Origin of the sequence: Flectobacillus longus, assembly GCF_030056705.1 — a bacterium.
Taxonomy (GTDB): Bacteria; Bacteroidota; Bacteroidia; order Cytophagales; family Spirosomataceae; genus Flectobacillus; species Flectobacillus longus.
This window is the reverse complement of sequence record NZ_JASHIC010000025.1, coordinates 41,563-57,909: the sequence shown is the minus strand read 5'-3', so window position 1 is coordinate 57,909 and position 16,347 is coordinate 41,563. Positions and strand designations below refer to the sequence as shown.

The 16,347-nt window shown below is 38.6% G+C and carries 11 protein-coding genes; 9 read left to right on the top strand and 2 right to left on the bottom strand.

Going from position 1 to position 16,347, the window contains the following annotated elements; all coding sequences use genetic code 11:
• The first annotated feature begins 342 nt into the window (after positions 1 to 342).
• The 4 genes from nirB to QM491_RS18445 all read left to right on the top strand — a co-directional run bounded on the left by nirB (position 343) and on the right by QM491_RS18445 (position 5,562).
• On the top strand, positions 343 to 2,853 hold the full coding sequence (nirB, locus tag QM491_RS18460; protein ID WP_283329024.1) for a nitrite reductase large subunit NirB: 2,511 nt from the start codon (positions 343 to 345) through the stop codon (positions 2,851 to 2,853).
• Between the two features lie 61 nt (positions 2,854 to 2,914).
• Positions 2,915 to 3,271: a nitrite reductase small subunit NirD gene (gene nirD, locus QM491_RS18455; RefSeq protein WP_283329023.1), complete on the top strand. Its 357-nt coding sequence runs from the start codon at positions 2,915 to 2,917 to the stop codon at positions 3,269 to 3,271.
• A gap of 159 nt (positions 3,272 to 3,430) precedes the next feature.
• On the top strand, positions 3,431 to 4,918 hold the full coding sequence (locus QM491_RS18450; RefSeq protein ID WP_283329022.1) for an ATP-binding protein: 1,488 nt from the start codon (positions 3,431 to 3,433) through the stop codon (positions 4,916 to 4,918).
• On the top strand, positions 4,915 to 5,562 hold the full coding sequence (locus tag QM491_RS18445) for a response regulator (protein WP_166549641.1): 648 nt from the start codon (positions 4,915 to 4,917) through the stop codon (positions 5,560 to 5,562). Before QM491_RS18450 ends, QM491_RS18445 begins: the two co-directional genes overlap by 4 nt.
• Before the next feature lie 235 nt (positions 5,563 to 5,797).
• Here QM491_RS18445 and QM491_RS18440 read toward each other — a convergent pair whose 3' ends face one another.
• The gene (locus QM491_RS18440; RefSeq protein WP_283329021.1) at positions 5,798 to 7,129 is read right to left on the bottom strand and encodes a pepsin/retropepsin-like aspartic protease family protein; all 1,332 of its coding nucleotides are present in this window, start codon (positions 7,127 to 7,129) and stop codon (positions 5,798 to 5,800) included.
• 274 nt (positions 7,130 to 7,403) lie between these two features.
• Here QM491_RS18440 and QM491_RS18435 point away from each other — a divergent pair, with 274 nt between their 5' ends.
• The 5 genes from QM491_RS18435 (at position 7,404) to rpsA (ending at position 12,461) form a co-directional block, all read left to right on the top strand.
• Positions 7,404 to 7,865, top strand: coding sequence for a hypothetical protein (locus QM491_RS18435; protein ID WP_283329020.1), 462 nt, complete (start codon positions 7,404 to 7,406; stop codon positions 7,863 to 7,865).
• 254 nt (positions 7,866 to 8,119) lie between these two features.
• Positions 8,120 to 8,881 (top strand): triose-phosphate isomerase, encoded by a 762-nt coding sequence (tpiA, locus tag QM491_RS18430; RefSeq protein WP_283329019.1) that lies wholly within the window; start codon positions 8,120 to 8,122, stop codon positions 8,879 to 8,881.
• Between the two features lie 371 nt (positions 8,882 to 9,252).
• A complete protein-coding gene (locus QM491_RS18425) occupies positions 9,253 to 9,729 on the top strand; it encodes a cytidine deaminase (RefSeq protein ID WP_166549645.1) in 477 nt (158 codons plus the stop codon).
• Positions 9,730 to 9,766: 37 nt separating this feature from the next.
• Complete coding sequence (locus tag QM491_RS18420) at positions 9,767 to 10,441, top strand: TVP38/TMEM64 family protein (RefSeq protein ID WP_283329018.1); 675 nt, start codon at positions 9,767 to 9,769, stop codon at positions 10,439 to 10,441.
• 214 nt (positions 10,442 to 10,655) lie between these two features.
• The gene (gene rpsA, locus QM491_RS18415) at positions 10,656 to 12,461 is read left to right on the top strand and encodes a 30S ribosomal protein S1 (protein ID WP_283329017.1); all 1,806 of its coding nucleotides are present in this window, start codon (positions 10,656 to 10,658) and stop codon (positions 12,459 to 12,461) included.
• A 144-nt stretch (positions 12,462 to 12,605) separates the two neighbouring features.
• On the opposite strand, the gene QM491_RS18410 is transcribed toward rpsA, so the two are convergent.
• Positions 12,606 to 16,307 (bottom strand): DUF4450 domain-containing protein, encoded by a 3,702-nt coding sequence (locus QM491_RS18410; RefSeq protein WP_283329016.1) that lies wholly within the window; start codon positions 16,305 to 16,307, stop codon positions 12,606 to 12,608.
• Positions 16,308 to 16,347 lie beyond the last annotated feature (40 nt).

The following is a 16,347-nucleotide window of genomic DNA, read 5'->3' as shown; positions in this document are numbered from 1 at the left end:
AATTTTAGGTATTTTTTTGAAAAAATTTGCAAAATCAATAAAAATAGGTTTAAATTTGATACATAAATCGAGGGGTTGTGGGAAAAAATGAATAAATTTGTTATAGAATTAATACAATTAGATTCAATTTTTTATTTAGTATTTATAGTGATAAATAACTAATTACACATTCTCTATTTACCATACACTATCTGAGTATTTATTACTAATTGGTAGAAAATACCTAGCTTTTTTAAAGACAAACTTCACAACGGCTTAAATAGAGTAAAGATACTCACACCTAATGAGGGTATCTATATGAATCAGTAATCAAGCATTTATCATCCTATAAATAACCATCAAATGAAAAAGAAAATTGTCGTAGTGGGGAACGGCATGGTGGGGTATAAGTTTTGTGAAAAACTTATTACTAAAGACACCGCTCAGGAGTTTGATCTAGTTGTATTTGGCGAAGAAATTCGTCCAGCTTACGACCGTGTTCATTTGTCTGCATACTTCGCTGGTAAAACAGTAGAAGACTTGACAATGGCTCCTGCAAGTTGGTATGCCGAAAATGGTATAACACTTCACCTTTCTGACCCAATCGTGGACATCGATAGAGATGCCAAGACGGTTCGCTCGCACCATGGTTTGGTCGAGATGTATGATTATTTAGTATTAGCCACTGGTTCGGCGGCTTTTGTGCCTCCGATTCCTGGCGTTGAAAAAGACGGAGTATTTGTTTATCGTACTATCGAAGATTTGGACATGATGCAGAATCACGCCAAAAAAGCGAAAAAAGGTGCGGTTATCGGTGGTGGTTTGTTAGGGCTTGAAGCAGCAAAGGCTTTGCTCGATTTAGGATTGGAAGAAACGCATGTAATCGAGTTTGCGCCAAGGCTAATGCCTCGCCAAGTAGATGATGCAGGCTCAAAAATGCTTCAGTCTAAGTTAGAAGAATTAGGCTTGAAGATTCATTTGAATAGAAACACCCAAGAAATTCGTGGTAATGGCGCTATCTCTTCAATGCTCTTTGCCGACGGACTAGAATTGGAAGTAGATATGTTAGTGATTTCGGCGGGTATCAAACCTCGCGACGAAGTGGCTCGTATTGCAGGATTAGAAGTGGGTGTTCGTGGAGGTGTGATTGTAAATGATTATTTGCAGACTTCAGATCCAAATATTTATGCTATTGGCGAATGTGCTTTGGCACATCACATGATATATGGCTTGGTAGCGCCAGGCTATGAAATGGCAGATGTAGTAGTAAATCAATTGGTAAAGGATAAAGAAAAGTCATTCAAACCGTTTGATATGTCTACCAAACTCAAATTGATTGGGGTAGATGTAGCAAGTTTTGGCGATGCTTTTATCCAAGAACCAAATTGCCAGACTATTGTTTACGAAAATTCTGCTAAAGGTATTTATAAAAGAATCAATGTCTCGAACGATGGTAAATACTTGCTCGGAGGGATTTTGATTGGCGATGCAGAGCAATACAATATGCTTTTGCAAAATGTCAAAAATCAAACTATTCTTCCTCCCGACCCTGAAGATTTGATGCTTGGAGCTCGTGGAGGTAAGGAAGAATCAGGTGCAGGTGTAATGGCATTGCCAGACGACGCTTTGATTTGTTCATGTGAAGCTATATCGAAAGGACAAATCTGTGGAGAAGTTTTGGCAGGAAATAATACGCTTGACGCTATTAAAAAATGTACTAAAGCTGGTACTGGTTGTGGTGGTTGTGTACCGATGGTCAAAGACCTCATCAACGAAACCATGAAAAGCCAAGGGGTGTATATCCGCAATATTATCTGCGAACACTTTGATTATACACGTCAAGAGCTTTTTGACCTTGTCAAAATCAAAGGATATAAAACCTATGAGGAGGCTTTAGACGGATTAGGCCATGGCGATGGCTGCGAAACTTGTAAGCCTGCTGTAGCTTCTATCTTGGCAAGTTTATGGAACGAAATGATTTTGGTAAAAGGTAATGATACTATTCAGGATTCGAACGACCGTTACTTAGCTAATATCCAAAAAAATGGTACTTATTCGGTTGTACCTCGTATTCCTGGCGGAGAAATTACACCAGATAAATTGATTGTAATCGGACAAGTTGCGCTGAAATATGGACTTTATACCAAAATCACAGGTGGTCAGCGTATCGACCTTTTTGGCGCACATGTATCTGATTTACCTGCCATTTGGGAAGAATTAGTCAATGCAGGATTTGAGTCTGGACACGCTTATGGCAAAGCATTACGTACTGTAAAGTCTTGTGTAGGGTCTACTTGGTGTCGTTTTGGATTACACGATTCTGTATCCTTTGCCATCGAAATCGAAGAGCGTTATCGTGGGTTAAGAGCACCTCATAAGTTTAAGTCTGCTGTTTCGGGATGTACACGCGAATGTGCCGAAGCGCAATCAAAAGACTTTGGGATTATCGCTACCGAAAAAGGCTGGAACTTATATGTATGTGGCAATGGCGGAGTAAAGCCTCAACACGCTTTATTATTAGCCAGCGACATCGACTCAGAAACTTGTATCAAGTACATCGACCGTTTCTTGATGTTTTATATCAAAACGGCAGAACCTTTGACTCGTACTGCCACATGGCTCAACAAGCTAGAAGGTGGAATGGATTACCTCAAAGCGGTAGTAATCGACGATGTATTGGGCTTAAATAAGCAGTTTGAAGATGAAATGAATATGCTCGTAGAGGCATATCGTTGTGAATGGAAAGAGGTAGTAACAAACCCTGAGCTTCGCAAACGTTTTACGCACTTTGTTAATGCGCCACACGTAAAAGACCCGAATGTCAAATTCGAGCCAATGCGTGATCAAATAAAGGCAGCAGAGTGGGTAAAGTAATGATTCAACTGATCGAAGGCAATAGATTTCTATTGCCCAAAGTCCTTAAAAAGCAAATACAATGAGCAATATATTAGCAGAAGATACTCTTGTTTGGCATTTGGCATGTTCAGAAGCCGACATACCCGAAAATGGCGGAGCTTGCGCCCTAATCGAAGGTGAACAAATCGCTATTTATAATTTCAAAAGAAGAGGCGAATGGTTTGCCACACAAAATCTTTGTCCACACCGTCAGCAAATGGCGCTTTCACGAGGTATGATTGGTTCCGCGGGCGAAGAACAAGAACCTAAAGTGGCTTGCCCTTTTCATAAAAAGACTTTTTCCCTAAAATCAGGAGCTTGTCTTTCGGGCGATGACTACCAAATTCAGACCTATCCAGTGAAGGTCGAAAACGGAATGGTTTATATAGGCATTTGATGCCTTTTTCTCTGCTTTGGACTTGTTTACATCCTTATTTTAGGTCAAGTCCAAAGCAAAATATTATAGTTTTAAGATTTTTTTGAAACAATTTGATAACCAGTAAATTACTTGAAACGACTTAGCGATTTATTTCGAAAAATTGGTATATTTCAGGTTATGAGGCCTTTAGATACCCAAGTTTTTCAACGATTGACCCGTTTGTATGTGATAGCACTTACAACGGTTGCCGCTTTGTCTATGTCAGGACAATTGGTTATTCAATTGTTTTTACATCAATTACTAGACGATTCTCATGTTATCAATATTGCAGGTCGTCAAAGGATGCTTAGTCAGCGACTATGCAAAACTTCAATTTTGCTCTGTCGTCCTGATATTTTTCCTGCCGATGCCGAGCATTATTCGCAAGATATTAAAGACATAATTCGACTATGGGAAGGCTGTCATAATGGGTTGAAAGGAGGAGAGCTAGATACACCCGAACAAACCTATACAGTTCGAAACAGCCCTACCATTGATAGTTTATTTTTGGAGCTAAATCCGATTTTTACGGTTATGCTTACCAATGCCAAGACTATCAGTTACGTGATAGAGAATCCTGTAAAAAACCAAGCAGATACGCTTCATACTTCGCTTCAGCAAATATTGAGTAATGAGCGTAATTTCTTGAAAATGATGGATAAAATCGTTTTTCAATACGATAAAGAAGCCAGCCAACGAGTAGACACTATTAAGCGTATCGAGTTGATTTTGTTTGTGCTATTGTTTGTCGTTTTGGTACTCGAAGGACTCTTAATATTTAGACCGATAGCCAACTATATCAGAGTGGTTATTAAAAAACTGACTGACTCAGAAACAGAATTGCGTGACTCCAATGAGATGCTCGTAACTACCCAAGCGGCGCTAGTACAGGCTACAGAGGAGAAATATAAATTACAATTAGCAGAAGAAAAAGTACGTTCAGCTTCTTTGATGGAAGGGCAGGAGTTGGAGCGCAAGCGTCTCGCTCGTGAACTGCATGACGGAATTGGACAGATGCTGACAGGCTTACGTTTGCTTGGAGAGAGAGTGCGCAGTACGCCATTTACCAACGAAAAGCAAGAAAAGTCATTTGAGGAGTTACAGAAATTGATTCAAGAAACCATTGAGGCTACTCGTACAGTTTCGTTCAACTTGGCACCATCGGTATTGAGTGATTATGGCTTGGGACCAGCTGTGAGAATTTTGGCAGAACAAACCTCCAAAATGTCAGGCGTAGGAATCGATTTTCATGACAATATTCAGAGACGACTTCCTGAAAATATTGAGACTACTCTATATCGTATTGCTCAAGAAGCCTTGCACAATGCCGTAAAATATGCTGATGCTAGTTTGATTAGTATTCACTTGGAGGAAGCCAACCAACGCGTTTTAATGCACATTATTGATAACGGTAAAGGCTTTGAAATTGGACCAAGTAAAAAAGGCTTGGGAAGCAATGGTCTCAAAAATATGCAAACTCGTAGTAATCTATTGAACGGACAATTCAAAATACAGTCAGGAATTGGAAAAGGAACCGCTATTCAGGTGAGTATTCCTTTATCGAATAAAAAGAAGTCATCCACTATTTCAAAGAAAAAACCATTAACTCAACAGACAACGATATGAATCCTATAAAAGTATTACTAGCCGACGACCACGATGTGGTGCGTAAAGGCATGAAAATGCTCCTTGAGGACGAAGAGGGTGTACTTGTAATTGGCGAAGCTGCCGACGGTGCCGAAGCTATCGAAAAAGTAAAAGCTTTGATGCCCGATGTGGTTATCTTAGATCTTACTATGCCCAAAATGACAGGTATCGAAGCTGCCGCTGTAATTTCACAGGAATACCCATCAGTGAGAATCTTGATTTTCTCGATGCACAACAACCGTGAATACATCATCAATTCTGTAGAGAATGGTGCAAGTGGATATTTGCTAAAAGATACAGGCAAAGACGAGTTACTTCGTGCTTTGAGCGTTGTTTCGGAAGGACGCAAGTATTTTCCTCCTGAAATCTCTGAAGTGATTATTGATGAATTATTAGCAAAAAATCTTTCGGGAGGTGCGCCTGTGGAAAGCAAGCCTATTTTTCAGAAAATTACGCCTAAAGAGCGCCAAATTCTTGACCTTATTGTACAAGGATACAATAGCCGTGAAATTGCAGATAAGTTGTTTTTGAGTATTCGTACTGTAGATAATCACCGTGCGAATATGATGAAGAAAACTAAAGCGAAAAATACCGCCGATTTAGTAAAAATGGCAATACAGTAATTATTGAGTGAGTTGAGATTGAGTGAATGAGTGATTTTATCTGTCTCATTCACTCAAATATTAATAGGCAAAATCTTAACCTGCAATAGGCTAAAAGCTTCAATATGATGCTTGGGAAGCTATAAAAAACATTTTACCGAGTACTCATAGCCCATAACCGAAAGCTCAATAATGCAGAATTAAGTTGAACGAGTTAAAGAGATAAAAAATTACACTCAGAACTCATCACTCATGCTTATATTGCTCGCTTTAAAGTTAAAGTCGTTACAAACAAGCCATTACCTCTTTTGACTACAAAATTGAGAGGTTTACCTTCGCCTTTTTGGAATAACTTGTACAGCTCACTTATCGAAATGTCGTGCGAAGACTTGTTATTCACAAACAATAATTTGTCCCCTTCCTGTAAACCTGCACTTTCAGCAGGAGAATTAGCCTCAATTCTTTCGATTAGGTATTCATTATAATTCTGACCTTTTGCTGCTAACTCCATGCCTGTCATATTGTGCTCAAAAGGCTCTTTAAGAAACTTGTTAGAAGCTTTCAATACAATGTACTGATCACGATAGTTGAAGGTTACTCTAAATCTTCTCAAAAACTCACAGCCCAAATTTCCTTGTCTGGGATTTTCTGTAACATTAGGAATCACTTTGTACGAAGTGCTGTCGGGAAAGGAAGCAACTAAGTTTTGTAGAATATATTTTCCAATTTTCAACTTTTGAATGCGACCTAATTTACCGTTGATAATGCCACTCAATCCTCTGCCCAACTGAGCACTAATGAGTTTGTGGGGAAGTTTGATTTTAGAATTAGCCGTTGCATCGAGCGAAAGAGCATGTCCTGCACCTGTATCCAATACTACCTTGATAGGTACAGTGGTGGTACTATCAATTAGTTCAAGTGTATTGAGATAAGGCTTTTTATCCTCAATAGAAATAGCAATTTTTTCGCCTTTAGAGGGTTTGTATTTATAACTGTCAGGGTTTTGTAAAGTGATTTCACGCATGTTAAAATCAATGGTTACAGCAAATCTATCAAACAATTCATACCCAATAATACCATGAATAGGGCGACCTACAAACTCACTTAGTTTCAGAATATCATCTTGGAGAATGACCAAGTTTTGATGATATCCCATAACTTCGCCAAGTTGAATGGTATTATTCAAAACAATACTAGCCTCTATTTTTTCGCCAGCACCAGCACCCGCAATCTTTACTTTTCGGGTGGGAGTTAATTGCTGTTTTTGTAAACATATTGGGTCGGTAATAAGAATGGTACTTACACCAGTGTCGAGGATAAAGTGTAAGGTATCTGAATTATTGATTTTTAATGGGATGATGATTAAATTTGCCTGAAGCTCAAAAGGAATTTTAGAGATTTTTCTATTTTTAATAAATTGAAATCCAAATTTTTCCTCCACTACCTTTTCCTTTGTTCGAGTAGGAGAAAGTGACTTAGGAAAGCCAAGCGACGTCACGAAAGCATGATTGATGGATGCGAATTGCTGCTCATGAGAAATAAAAACAATGAACAGCACAAGAACAATTTTTAATAAAGAGGTTCTCATATTCTTGTCTGTTTAGTATCTGTCTAATTTACAGTATTTTAGAATGAAAAACAAATGTTTTTCTTAGATTGTTTAAATTTATCATTGGAAAGATACAAATGTCAGATTGAATCGTTAGAATTGATTATACCATAGGAAAACTAGCAATTGTAAAGCCGTCAAAGCGCCAAATTTCTGCAAGAGTTTTATAGATGATTTTAACGATTAATCACTAGTTTTACGGAACTGATTAACGAGTTTCATCAATACCCACATTCCCATAAAAACCAACGCCATGTCCAAAGTAGTTATTAAACCAATACTCTATGTAGCACTAGTAGGAGGACTTTTGTCTTCTTGCGTTAGTCAGCAAAAATACCAAGCGCTCATACAAGACAAAGATCGTCTCGATGTAAGTGTCGAACGAGCTCACAAAGAAATTAAGGAACTGAAGGAAACCAAACTCAACTTGGAGGATCAAATCAAATACAAAAATGTAGAGATTGCTAAGCTAGAGAATCAGGTAAGTATCATCAAAAAGCAAGCGGATGCAATGGGGCAAAAGTTTGATGAGCTGGAAGACCAAATGAAAAAAATGAGCGCCGACTTAGAAAGTAAAAAATATGAAAGTGCTTTACTCGTGGCAAGCTACGAGCGTAAAATTGCAGAATTACAATTACTAGGCTCAAAACTTAAAGCCAAAAAGAAAGCTAAAGTCTCCAAAAAAACAGATAAGGTACTAGCTGCAAAAAACTAAGCAGTAAAAGGATAAATGTGAGCCTCGCAATATTTGTGAGGCTTTTTTATGAAATCTAAAAGGTTGATTTTTAGGAAAAGAGTTCAGCCATTTACGAGAGGATACTCAATTATGCTTCGCCGAAACAAATCCCTAAATTTTTAGTGCAAAGCATATTTTATCTATAAATTTGTAGGGTAATTAAGTTTCAACCAAAAAACAGTGGTTCAATGGATTCAGCGCAAGCTGTTTCTCTCCCCGACTTTACTTAAAAAATGAGAAAGAAAATCGTTGCTGGTAACTGGAAAATGAACAAAACTGCTGAAGAAGCATTAATCTTAGCTTCTGAAGTGGCAAACATGGTGAAAGATGAAGTATCTACAGACGTTACTGTAGTTATTGCTTCTCCGTCTTTGTACTTGAGTACTTTGACAAAATATGCTGAGCCAGTAGTAAATTTGGGTATTTCGGCTCAAAACTGCCACCAAAAAGCATCAGGTGCTTATACAGGTGAAATCTCAGCTCCAATGTTGAAATCAATTGGTGTAGAATATGTAATCATTGGTCACTCTGAGCGTCGTCAATATTTTGGCGAAACTAATGAGCAATTGGCTGAAAAAGTAAATATCTCTCTTGAAAATGGTTTGACTCCAATCTTCTGTTGTGGAGAATCTCTAGAGCAACGTAACGCTCCAGGATACTTGGAGTTTGTAGCTTCACAGTTGACAGACAGCCTTTTCCACTTGTCAGTTGAAGATTTCGGTAAAGTAGTAATTGCTTATGAACCAATCTGGGCAATCGGTACAGGTGTAACAGCATCTTCTGATCAAGCACAAGAAATGCACGCATTTTTGCGCGCTCATGTTGCTACAAAATACGGACAAGAAGTAGCAGATAATACTTCTATCCTATATGGTGGTAGCTGTAACGAGAAAAACGCTCCTGAGTTGTTTTCTCGCGCAGATATTGATGGTGGTCTAATCGGTGGTGCATCATTGAAATCTCGTGAATTTGTGAATATCGCAAAATCATTCTAGTTGATATAGGTTATTAGTTATTTGTATATCTGTTATTAGAGAAGATGTTTACAGCCTTAAACAAAATACTTTTGGTCTGTACCAATCTCTGATACTTATTGCTTACCAGCTCCATAAGAGCGACAGTTGGGTAGCAATGACAAATGTAACAGAACATTCAAAAAGCGCCATAGGTGCGTTAGAACCCAATTTAGGTGGTTTTCTAACGTACCTATGGCGCTTTTGGGTTATTTCCACACAAGGTATAAGCCTTTCTTTTCTAACAGTTTTGACTTATAAAAACAACAAGCTTAAAATTTTTACAATTCATTAGAACTTTTCTGAAAAACAGCACGTTATACCTTTCCCTATTTCTAAAATCATCATAAACTATGCAGAAATTAAATGTAACCATTTCCTTAGAATCTTATGACTCAGAAACTGAATTGAGTGCAAAAGAACAGTTGTTGTTGATGGAGGCTCGTAAGGCCACTTATAAGTCTTATGCGCCTTATTCTCAGTTTCATGTAGGTGCTGCTATTTTACTAGAAGACGATACTATTATTACGGCCAATAACCAAGAAAATGCGGCATTTCCATCGGGCTCATGTGCAGAACAATCAGCGATATTTTGGGTAGGAGCTAACCATCCTGACAAAAAAATCAAATCTATTGCGGTTATAGCTCGCCCTGGCAAAGGCGATGAGTTTAGAGGTGTTCCGCCTTGCGGTGCTTGTCGCCAAGCAATGCTTGAATATGAAGTACGTCAAAAACAACCTATTCGTTTGTTGATGCTAGGTGCTAATAATCAAGTATTAGCAACGGAATCAATTGGAGATTTACTTCCTTTGAAGTTTGAAGAATTTTAAACAGATTTCGGATAAATTTTATTCGAAGCCAATCCTTATGAATTCATTTTTTAAACAGAATACCTTCTCAATCGTTTACGCCTTTTTTTTAGGAGTGATGCCCTTGGTGGTTAGCTCTTCGATTACGGTATGGGTAATGTTTCATGAAGCAACAATCCACCAACTCGATTTGCCTACATGGACGATGGTATATGCTGCCGCTAGTTTGACAATGGCATTTGCGCTTACGCCAACTACCTTCGTGGCACTACTGAGTGGATATTTTTTGGGTTGGGAGGCTATGATACCTGTTTGTGCCAGTTATTGGCTAGCTTCTTGGATTGGTTATGTAATGGCCGCTAAAATAGATGGTGGACGATTATTGAATGCTTTAGAAAAAAGAAAAGGCGTAAAAGAACTCCTTCAGAATCTTCAAAAACAAGAATTCAAAATCATTTTGCTAGCAAGACTTTCACCTGTATTACCTTTTGCGGTGAGTAACTTATTGTTTTCTTGTTCGGGAGCCAAACTAAAAAACTTCCTTACTGCAGGCTTTATTGGTATGCTACCTCGTACGCTTTTGTCGATATGGGTAGGTACCCAAGCCAAAGAAATCAAGGCATTAGTCGAGCACCCAAGCGAGGGAGCTGTAGCGCAAGTTGCTATTATATTGATGATTGGTATTTCATTGTATGGATTGTTTAGAGTCGTAAGGAAAGCAATAGGAGAATAGAAGCGTTCTTTTTGTCGAAAAATAGAGCATAATATAGCCTTTGCAGGCGACAGAGTACAAAATACCTAAAGCTTACATAAATATTTTTTTCTCATTCATTTTCAGAATATTAGAAAAATTTTATACCTTTGCACCCCCAATCAATTGGGATTAACTAACTATAATTCAATGTGTTTTGCCCGCCACATTGATGTATCAGGGCTTTTATTTAAACATGGCTAATCAATTAGCAGATTTCGACTGGAATTTAGTCGGCACTAAAGGTATCGGTGGTGGTTACTCTACCGAAGAGAGAGCAAGATTAGAAGCTCTTATTGAAGGTACATTGAACCTTGTAACTGAGAAAGAAGTAGTAAAAGGTACTGTAGTAGGTATCACAGACCGTGAAGTGATTTTGAACATCGGTTTCAAATCAGACGGTATGGTTCCAACTTCAGAATTCAGAGATATGCCTGAGTTGAAAGTTGGAGATGTAGTAGATGTTTACGTTGAGAACCAAGAAGACAAAGCAGGTCAATTGATTCTTTCTCGTAAATTGGCTAAAGTAATGACTGCATGGAAAAACATCGAAGAAGCTCTTGAGCAAGATATCGTTATCGATGGTTTCGTTAAGCGTCGTACTAAAGGTGGTCTTATCGTTGATATCTTCGGTGTTGAGGCGTTCTTGCCAGGTTCACAAATCGATGTGAAACCAATCCGTGACTTTGATATCTTCGTTGGTAAGAAAATGGAAGTTAAGGTTGTTAAAATCAACCATGCTAACGATAACGTTGTTGTTTCTCACAAAGTTCTTATCGAGAAAGACCTTGAAGAACAACGTCAATTGATCTTGAATAACCTTGAAAAAGGACAAGTTCTTGAAGGTGTTATCAAGAACATGACTAACTTCGGTGTGTTCATTGACTTGGGTGGTGTTGACGGTTTGTTGCACATCACAGATATTTCTTGGGGTCGTATCAACCACCCACAAGAGTTGCTTAAATTGGATCAAAAAATCCAAGTGGTTGTTTTGGACTTCGACGAGAACAAGAAACGTATCTCTTTGGGTATGAAACAATTGCAAGCTCACCCTTGGGATGCTTTGGCTGCTACAGTAGAAATCGGTTCTAAAGTAAAAGGTAAAGTTGTAAACGTTGCTGATTACGGTGCTTTCTTAGAAGTATTGCCAGGTGTTGAAGGTTTGATTCACGTTTCAGAAATGTCTTGGTCGCAACACTTGCGTAATCCACAAGACTTCTTGAAAGTAAGTGATGAAATCGAAGCAGTTGTGTTGACTTTGGATCGCTCTGAACGTAAAATGTCATTGGGTATCAAACAATTGACTGAAGATCCTTGGACTAAACAAGATTTGTTGAGCAAATACGCTGTAGGTACTAAGCACACTGGTACTGTACGTAACTTGACAAACTTCGGTTTGTTCCTTGAATTGGAAGAAGGTATCGATGGTTTGGTTCACGTATCTGACTTGTCTTGGACTAAGAAAATCAAACACCCTTCTGAGTTCATCAAAGTTGGTGAAAAATTAGACGTTGTGGTATTGGAGCTTGACGCAGAAAACCGTCGCTTGGCTTTAGGTCACAAACAATTGGAAGAAAACCCTTGGGATACTTTTGAATCAATCTTCACTGTAGGTTCTGTTCACAAAGCAACTATCGTTGCGAAAAATGACAAAGGAGCTACTTTGGAATTGCCTTACGGTATCGAAGGTTCTGCTCAGTTGAAACAATTGGTGAAAGAAGACGGTTCTGTTGCTGAAACAGGTGAACAACTTGATTTCAAAGTAATCGAATTCAACAAAGAAGATCGTAAAATCGCTCTTTCTCACACAAGAATTTTCAACGACGTTAAAGAAGAGGCTATCCAAGAAGAGAAGAAAAAAACTGCTAAAGATGTAGAAAAAGTTACTAGCACTGTTGAGAAATCAACTTTAGGTGATTTGGACGCTTTGACAGCTTTGAAAGCTCAAATGGAAGACTCAGCTCGTGAAGAAGCTAAGAAAAAATTAGAGAAGAAGAAATAATCCTCTCTGATTAAGCATACTAAAAGGCTCTGCTAACTTTTGTTGGCAGAGCCTTTTTATTGGCTGTTGGCTTTCAGTCACTGAAGAACTGCAAAAAATGTATCAAGGACAAATCTCAACTCCGCACTCCCAACTCAACACTCACTAATGTCCTAGTGTTATGCTCATCAAACCAATTACTACATCGTTGGTAAGGGTTTTGATTGTGAGACTTTTAAGGGTCTTTTTAGGATTGAGAGGCATATCTAATACTGTTGCTGCACCTCCTTCTATCTTTTTACCATTCCAAAACGCCTTGGATTCTTGTCCATCTACAACCTTTCCAGTCGCAAGATGTATTCTAATCGGACGTGCTTGCTTTAGTTTGAAAGCAAAATCGTCAGTGAAATAATCTTGGTCTATAGGCCACCATGTTTCGGGATTACGCAATGCTAGTTGCTCTTCTGTTCCATCGGTGTATTCAACAACAATTTGCCCGTTTTCTAGCTGGCTTTGCATAGGGTTGGTCGAGCCAGCCATCAAAAACCAAACATGAGAGGCTCTTCCTGATAAAGGAATCGTTTGGTATTTAGGATAATTATCCCATTGCGAAGTAAAGACAATGTTATTACTTGCAGAAGGTGTTTTGAAACGAATACCTTGTGTCAACTGAATGTGGTCATTGGCTTGAGCTAATTTTCTTAAACCTTCATCTTTTACCTCAAAACTTTCATGAGGATGTGGCCAGTCTCCAATGCCTTGCCAAGGCAACTGCAAAGTCGTAGCTTGTGGACGTGGGGAAAGGTATTTATTTTGAAAAATTTGAGTGACTTGATCATTAAAAAAGGCAGAAAGGTCAACTGATTCTTGACGAAGCTGTAGTTTACCTTGCCAATTAATCAAGGTAGTTTCAAGTGTTTTATTTTTCTCAAAAACAATACTTACTTTGTTCGTCCCACAAAGTAGGCTAGTGAGTGGAATGATGATTTCTTCAGATAATTTTTCTGCTTCTATGCTTACTGTTTTCTTAAAATCATGACAAAGTATTTGTGCTTTGATATTTGCTTTTGTATGATTTTGGAGACGAAAGACTGAAACATTATCCTCAGTATTATTGCTACTTACCAATTCAATAGCAGGTTTTACCTTGAAACATATAGGCACCCACCAAGATAAGCTGCCTTGTTGAAGTTGTGCAAAAACCGTGTAATTACCCTCTGGGGCTTGTATTTGAGCAGAGAACTGATTTTGGGCTATTTGTATATTTCTTAATGCTTTTTGGGCATCAAAAATCTTTATGACTTTTGCGTTTGCAAAACGTTGACTAATAACTGCCTGATTCGTGTAGGTTTTTGCGGTTTTGGGTAAAATAGGCTTTTCTCCTTTCCATTGAATAACAATTTTATATTGTGGTAAATTAGGAAGTGAGATTTCAATGGTTGGCTTCCCTACAGATTGGTTAAGATTTTTCCATGTAACTTTTTTCCCATTTACGACTAATTGCCCCACTTGTCCTTGAGCTAATACTTGAAATTTAAAATCTAAAGCCGTAGGAAGTGTAGGAGCAATAAGATAAGTATCCGTTTTTTGTTTTCTTTTAAAATCAAAACTAATATCTGGTGTTTTGAAAGAAGCATAATCCCAAGTTGCAGGTAGCCCTGGGCGAATCAATAGCGTATTATTTAGTGCATCAGGAACGATACCAAAAAGCCCTTCGACCAAGGCTCGAGAGAACATACCAATGGGGTCTGCAAAATCTCGATAAGCCTCGCTACGAATGGCATCAAAAGCCGAAATCTGAACAATATTGCCAGGACTACCACCCAAATACATCGACTGTAATACTTCGCTTTTGAATAGTTTGAAGGCTTCGTCTGTACGACCAGCTTGCCAGTTAGCTAAAATAATGTGCATCGATTCAGCCAGAGCTACATTATTGAGCGACCACATATAAGGCATCCAGTTGGTGGTAGAAAGTGTATAGTAACCTTTGTCTTCCAGCCCCTTCGCTCTAATGGGGATATGTGGAATTTCGTTGTCTACATATCTAAGCATTTGATAGGCTTGGAATTTGTTAGGTACTTCTGAGTCAATACTATGATAAATCGTCCAAATGCCCGCTGAAGGATGAAGTAACTTATTCCCTAGAGCATCTTTAAACTCGGCAAAAGTACCTTTTTGTGGCATCCATAAAATTTGATTCATAGCTTTCAAAATCTTCTCTGCTTTTTCGAGATAAGGCTTTGGATTATCGCCCATTAGTTTGGCTATTTGTGCGGCTTTTTTGAACCCCAAATAATTATAAGCCGAAGTGTGTGTGACATCCCCACCGCTATATTGGAGGGCATCACTTGCCCAAATGGCTGCGTAGGCATCAAATAGATTATTTTTATCTATGTCAAAATTTCTTACTTCCCAGTCCAAATGCCTTTTGATGACCGACCATGTTTGGCGCATGAAAGTAGTATCTTTTGTCCAAGCAAAATGGCGGAGTAACTGGTCGATATACACCAAATTCATATCGTAATGGTGTGGACGTAGGTTAGTGCCATTCGGGTCTCGATTAATATAACCATTGCTAAACATTCCTATACCCGATTTTTCGGTACTTCGGGCAAAGTGCATTGCACTATCGGGCTTGATAGATCCAGAAAGTGGCGTGGTAAATTGCGATAAAGCATAAGCTTCAAAATGGGTTTTGGCTCTGTCGTGCCAGCCCAGCACGTCGGCGGTGTATGGTCCGCGCCAACCTGGCAAGCGCATCCGCCAACCAATTGAACCGTGCATATAGGTGGGTGCATCCCAAATGGCATCAGAGGCAACAGCTAGAGTACCTCCAATGGTATTGATAAATGGGTCTGGTGTATTGAGCTGGATACGATTAGCTAAGGTTGCACGAGTATTTTCGGCTTCTTGAAAAACACGTGGTAACTCATCATACTGAATGTTGGCTTTGGTAGTGGGATTATAAATTGTAAAGAAATATTCGGATTGGTTTGTTACAACTAGTTTTCCACAAATGATAGGAGCTTTTTCGGCTTGTGATTGATATAAGGATAGGGGAGAAGCCAAGGCCTGTGCATCTACCACCTTAAGTTCTGATTCGTTAGGGAATGTACCTTGGAGCGTTTGCTCTTTGCTTGGTTTTATAGGCTGTTTGGCATCTTCTGTAAAATATCGACCATCGCCTGTGGCTGGCAAGCCAGTGCCATATTTGAGAATAAATTTTCCTTTTTCAGAAATCAAATATTGATTGTCTTTGCAATTAGTAGCCTGTAAATAAAAGTTTGATTCTGGGTCGGGTCCCATATCTCCATCTCTAGAAAACTTTTTGCCCGTTGCTCCCCCAAATGCCCAATATAACTCGGTAGATTGAGGGGTATTTTTAAACTGGGTTTTCAGAACAAACCCTTCGGCATCGGACAAGGCTAAAATCTCAATTTCGAGAATACCATTTCCTAATAAAGCATCTTTGATGGTATAGAGCCTTGCGCCAGCTCGATAGCGTGCAATAATACTATCGGCTTGAGTTAGCCATTTACTTTGTTGGTTTACCGAAATCCCCAGTTTGAAGTTGCCTCCCATACCTGGCATATAGAGTGCAAATTCAGGACGGTCACCTGTTTCGATACGAAAGGCAGTGTTTGTACCATAAAGTGCTCGTGTAAATAGCCGCTTGCCATTTGTAATTACAAAGTCTTTTCCTTCGGGACGATAGCGTAATTCTAGTTCATGGTTATGCCATGTTTTTGGAGAAAGTTGTAAAGGATAAAGTTCTTGTGAAAAGGTATTTTGAGTAAAAGAAAATAGGCATATATACCCTATACAGAAAAGTTTTAAGAATAGATTTAGTTTTTTCGATTTCATGAAAATAGCATTTTATTGAAAATACAAATAAAAGGAGCTA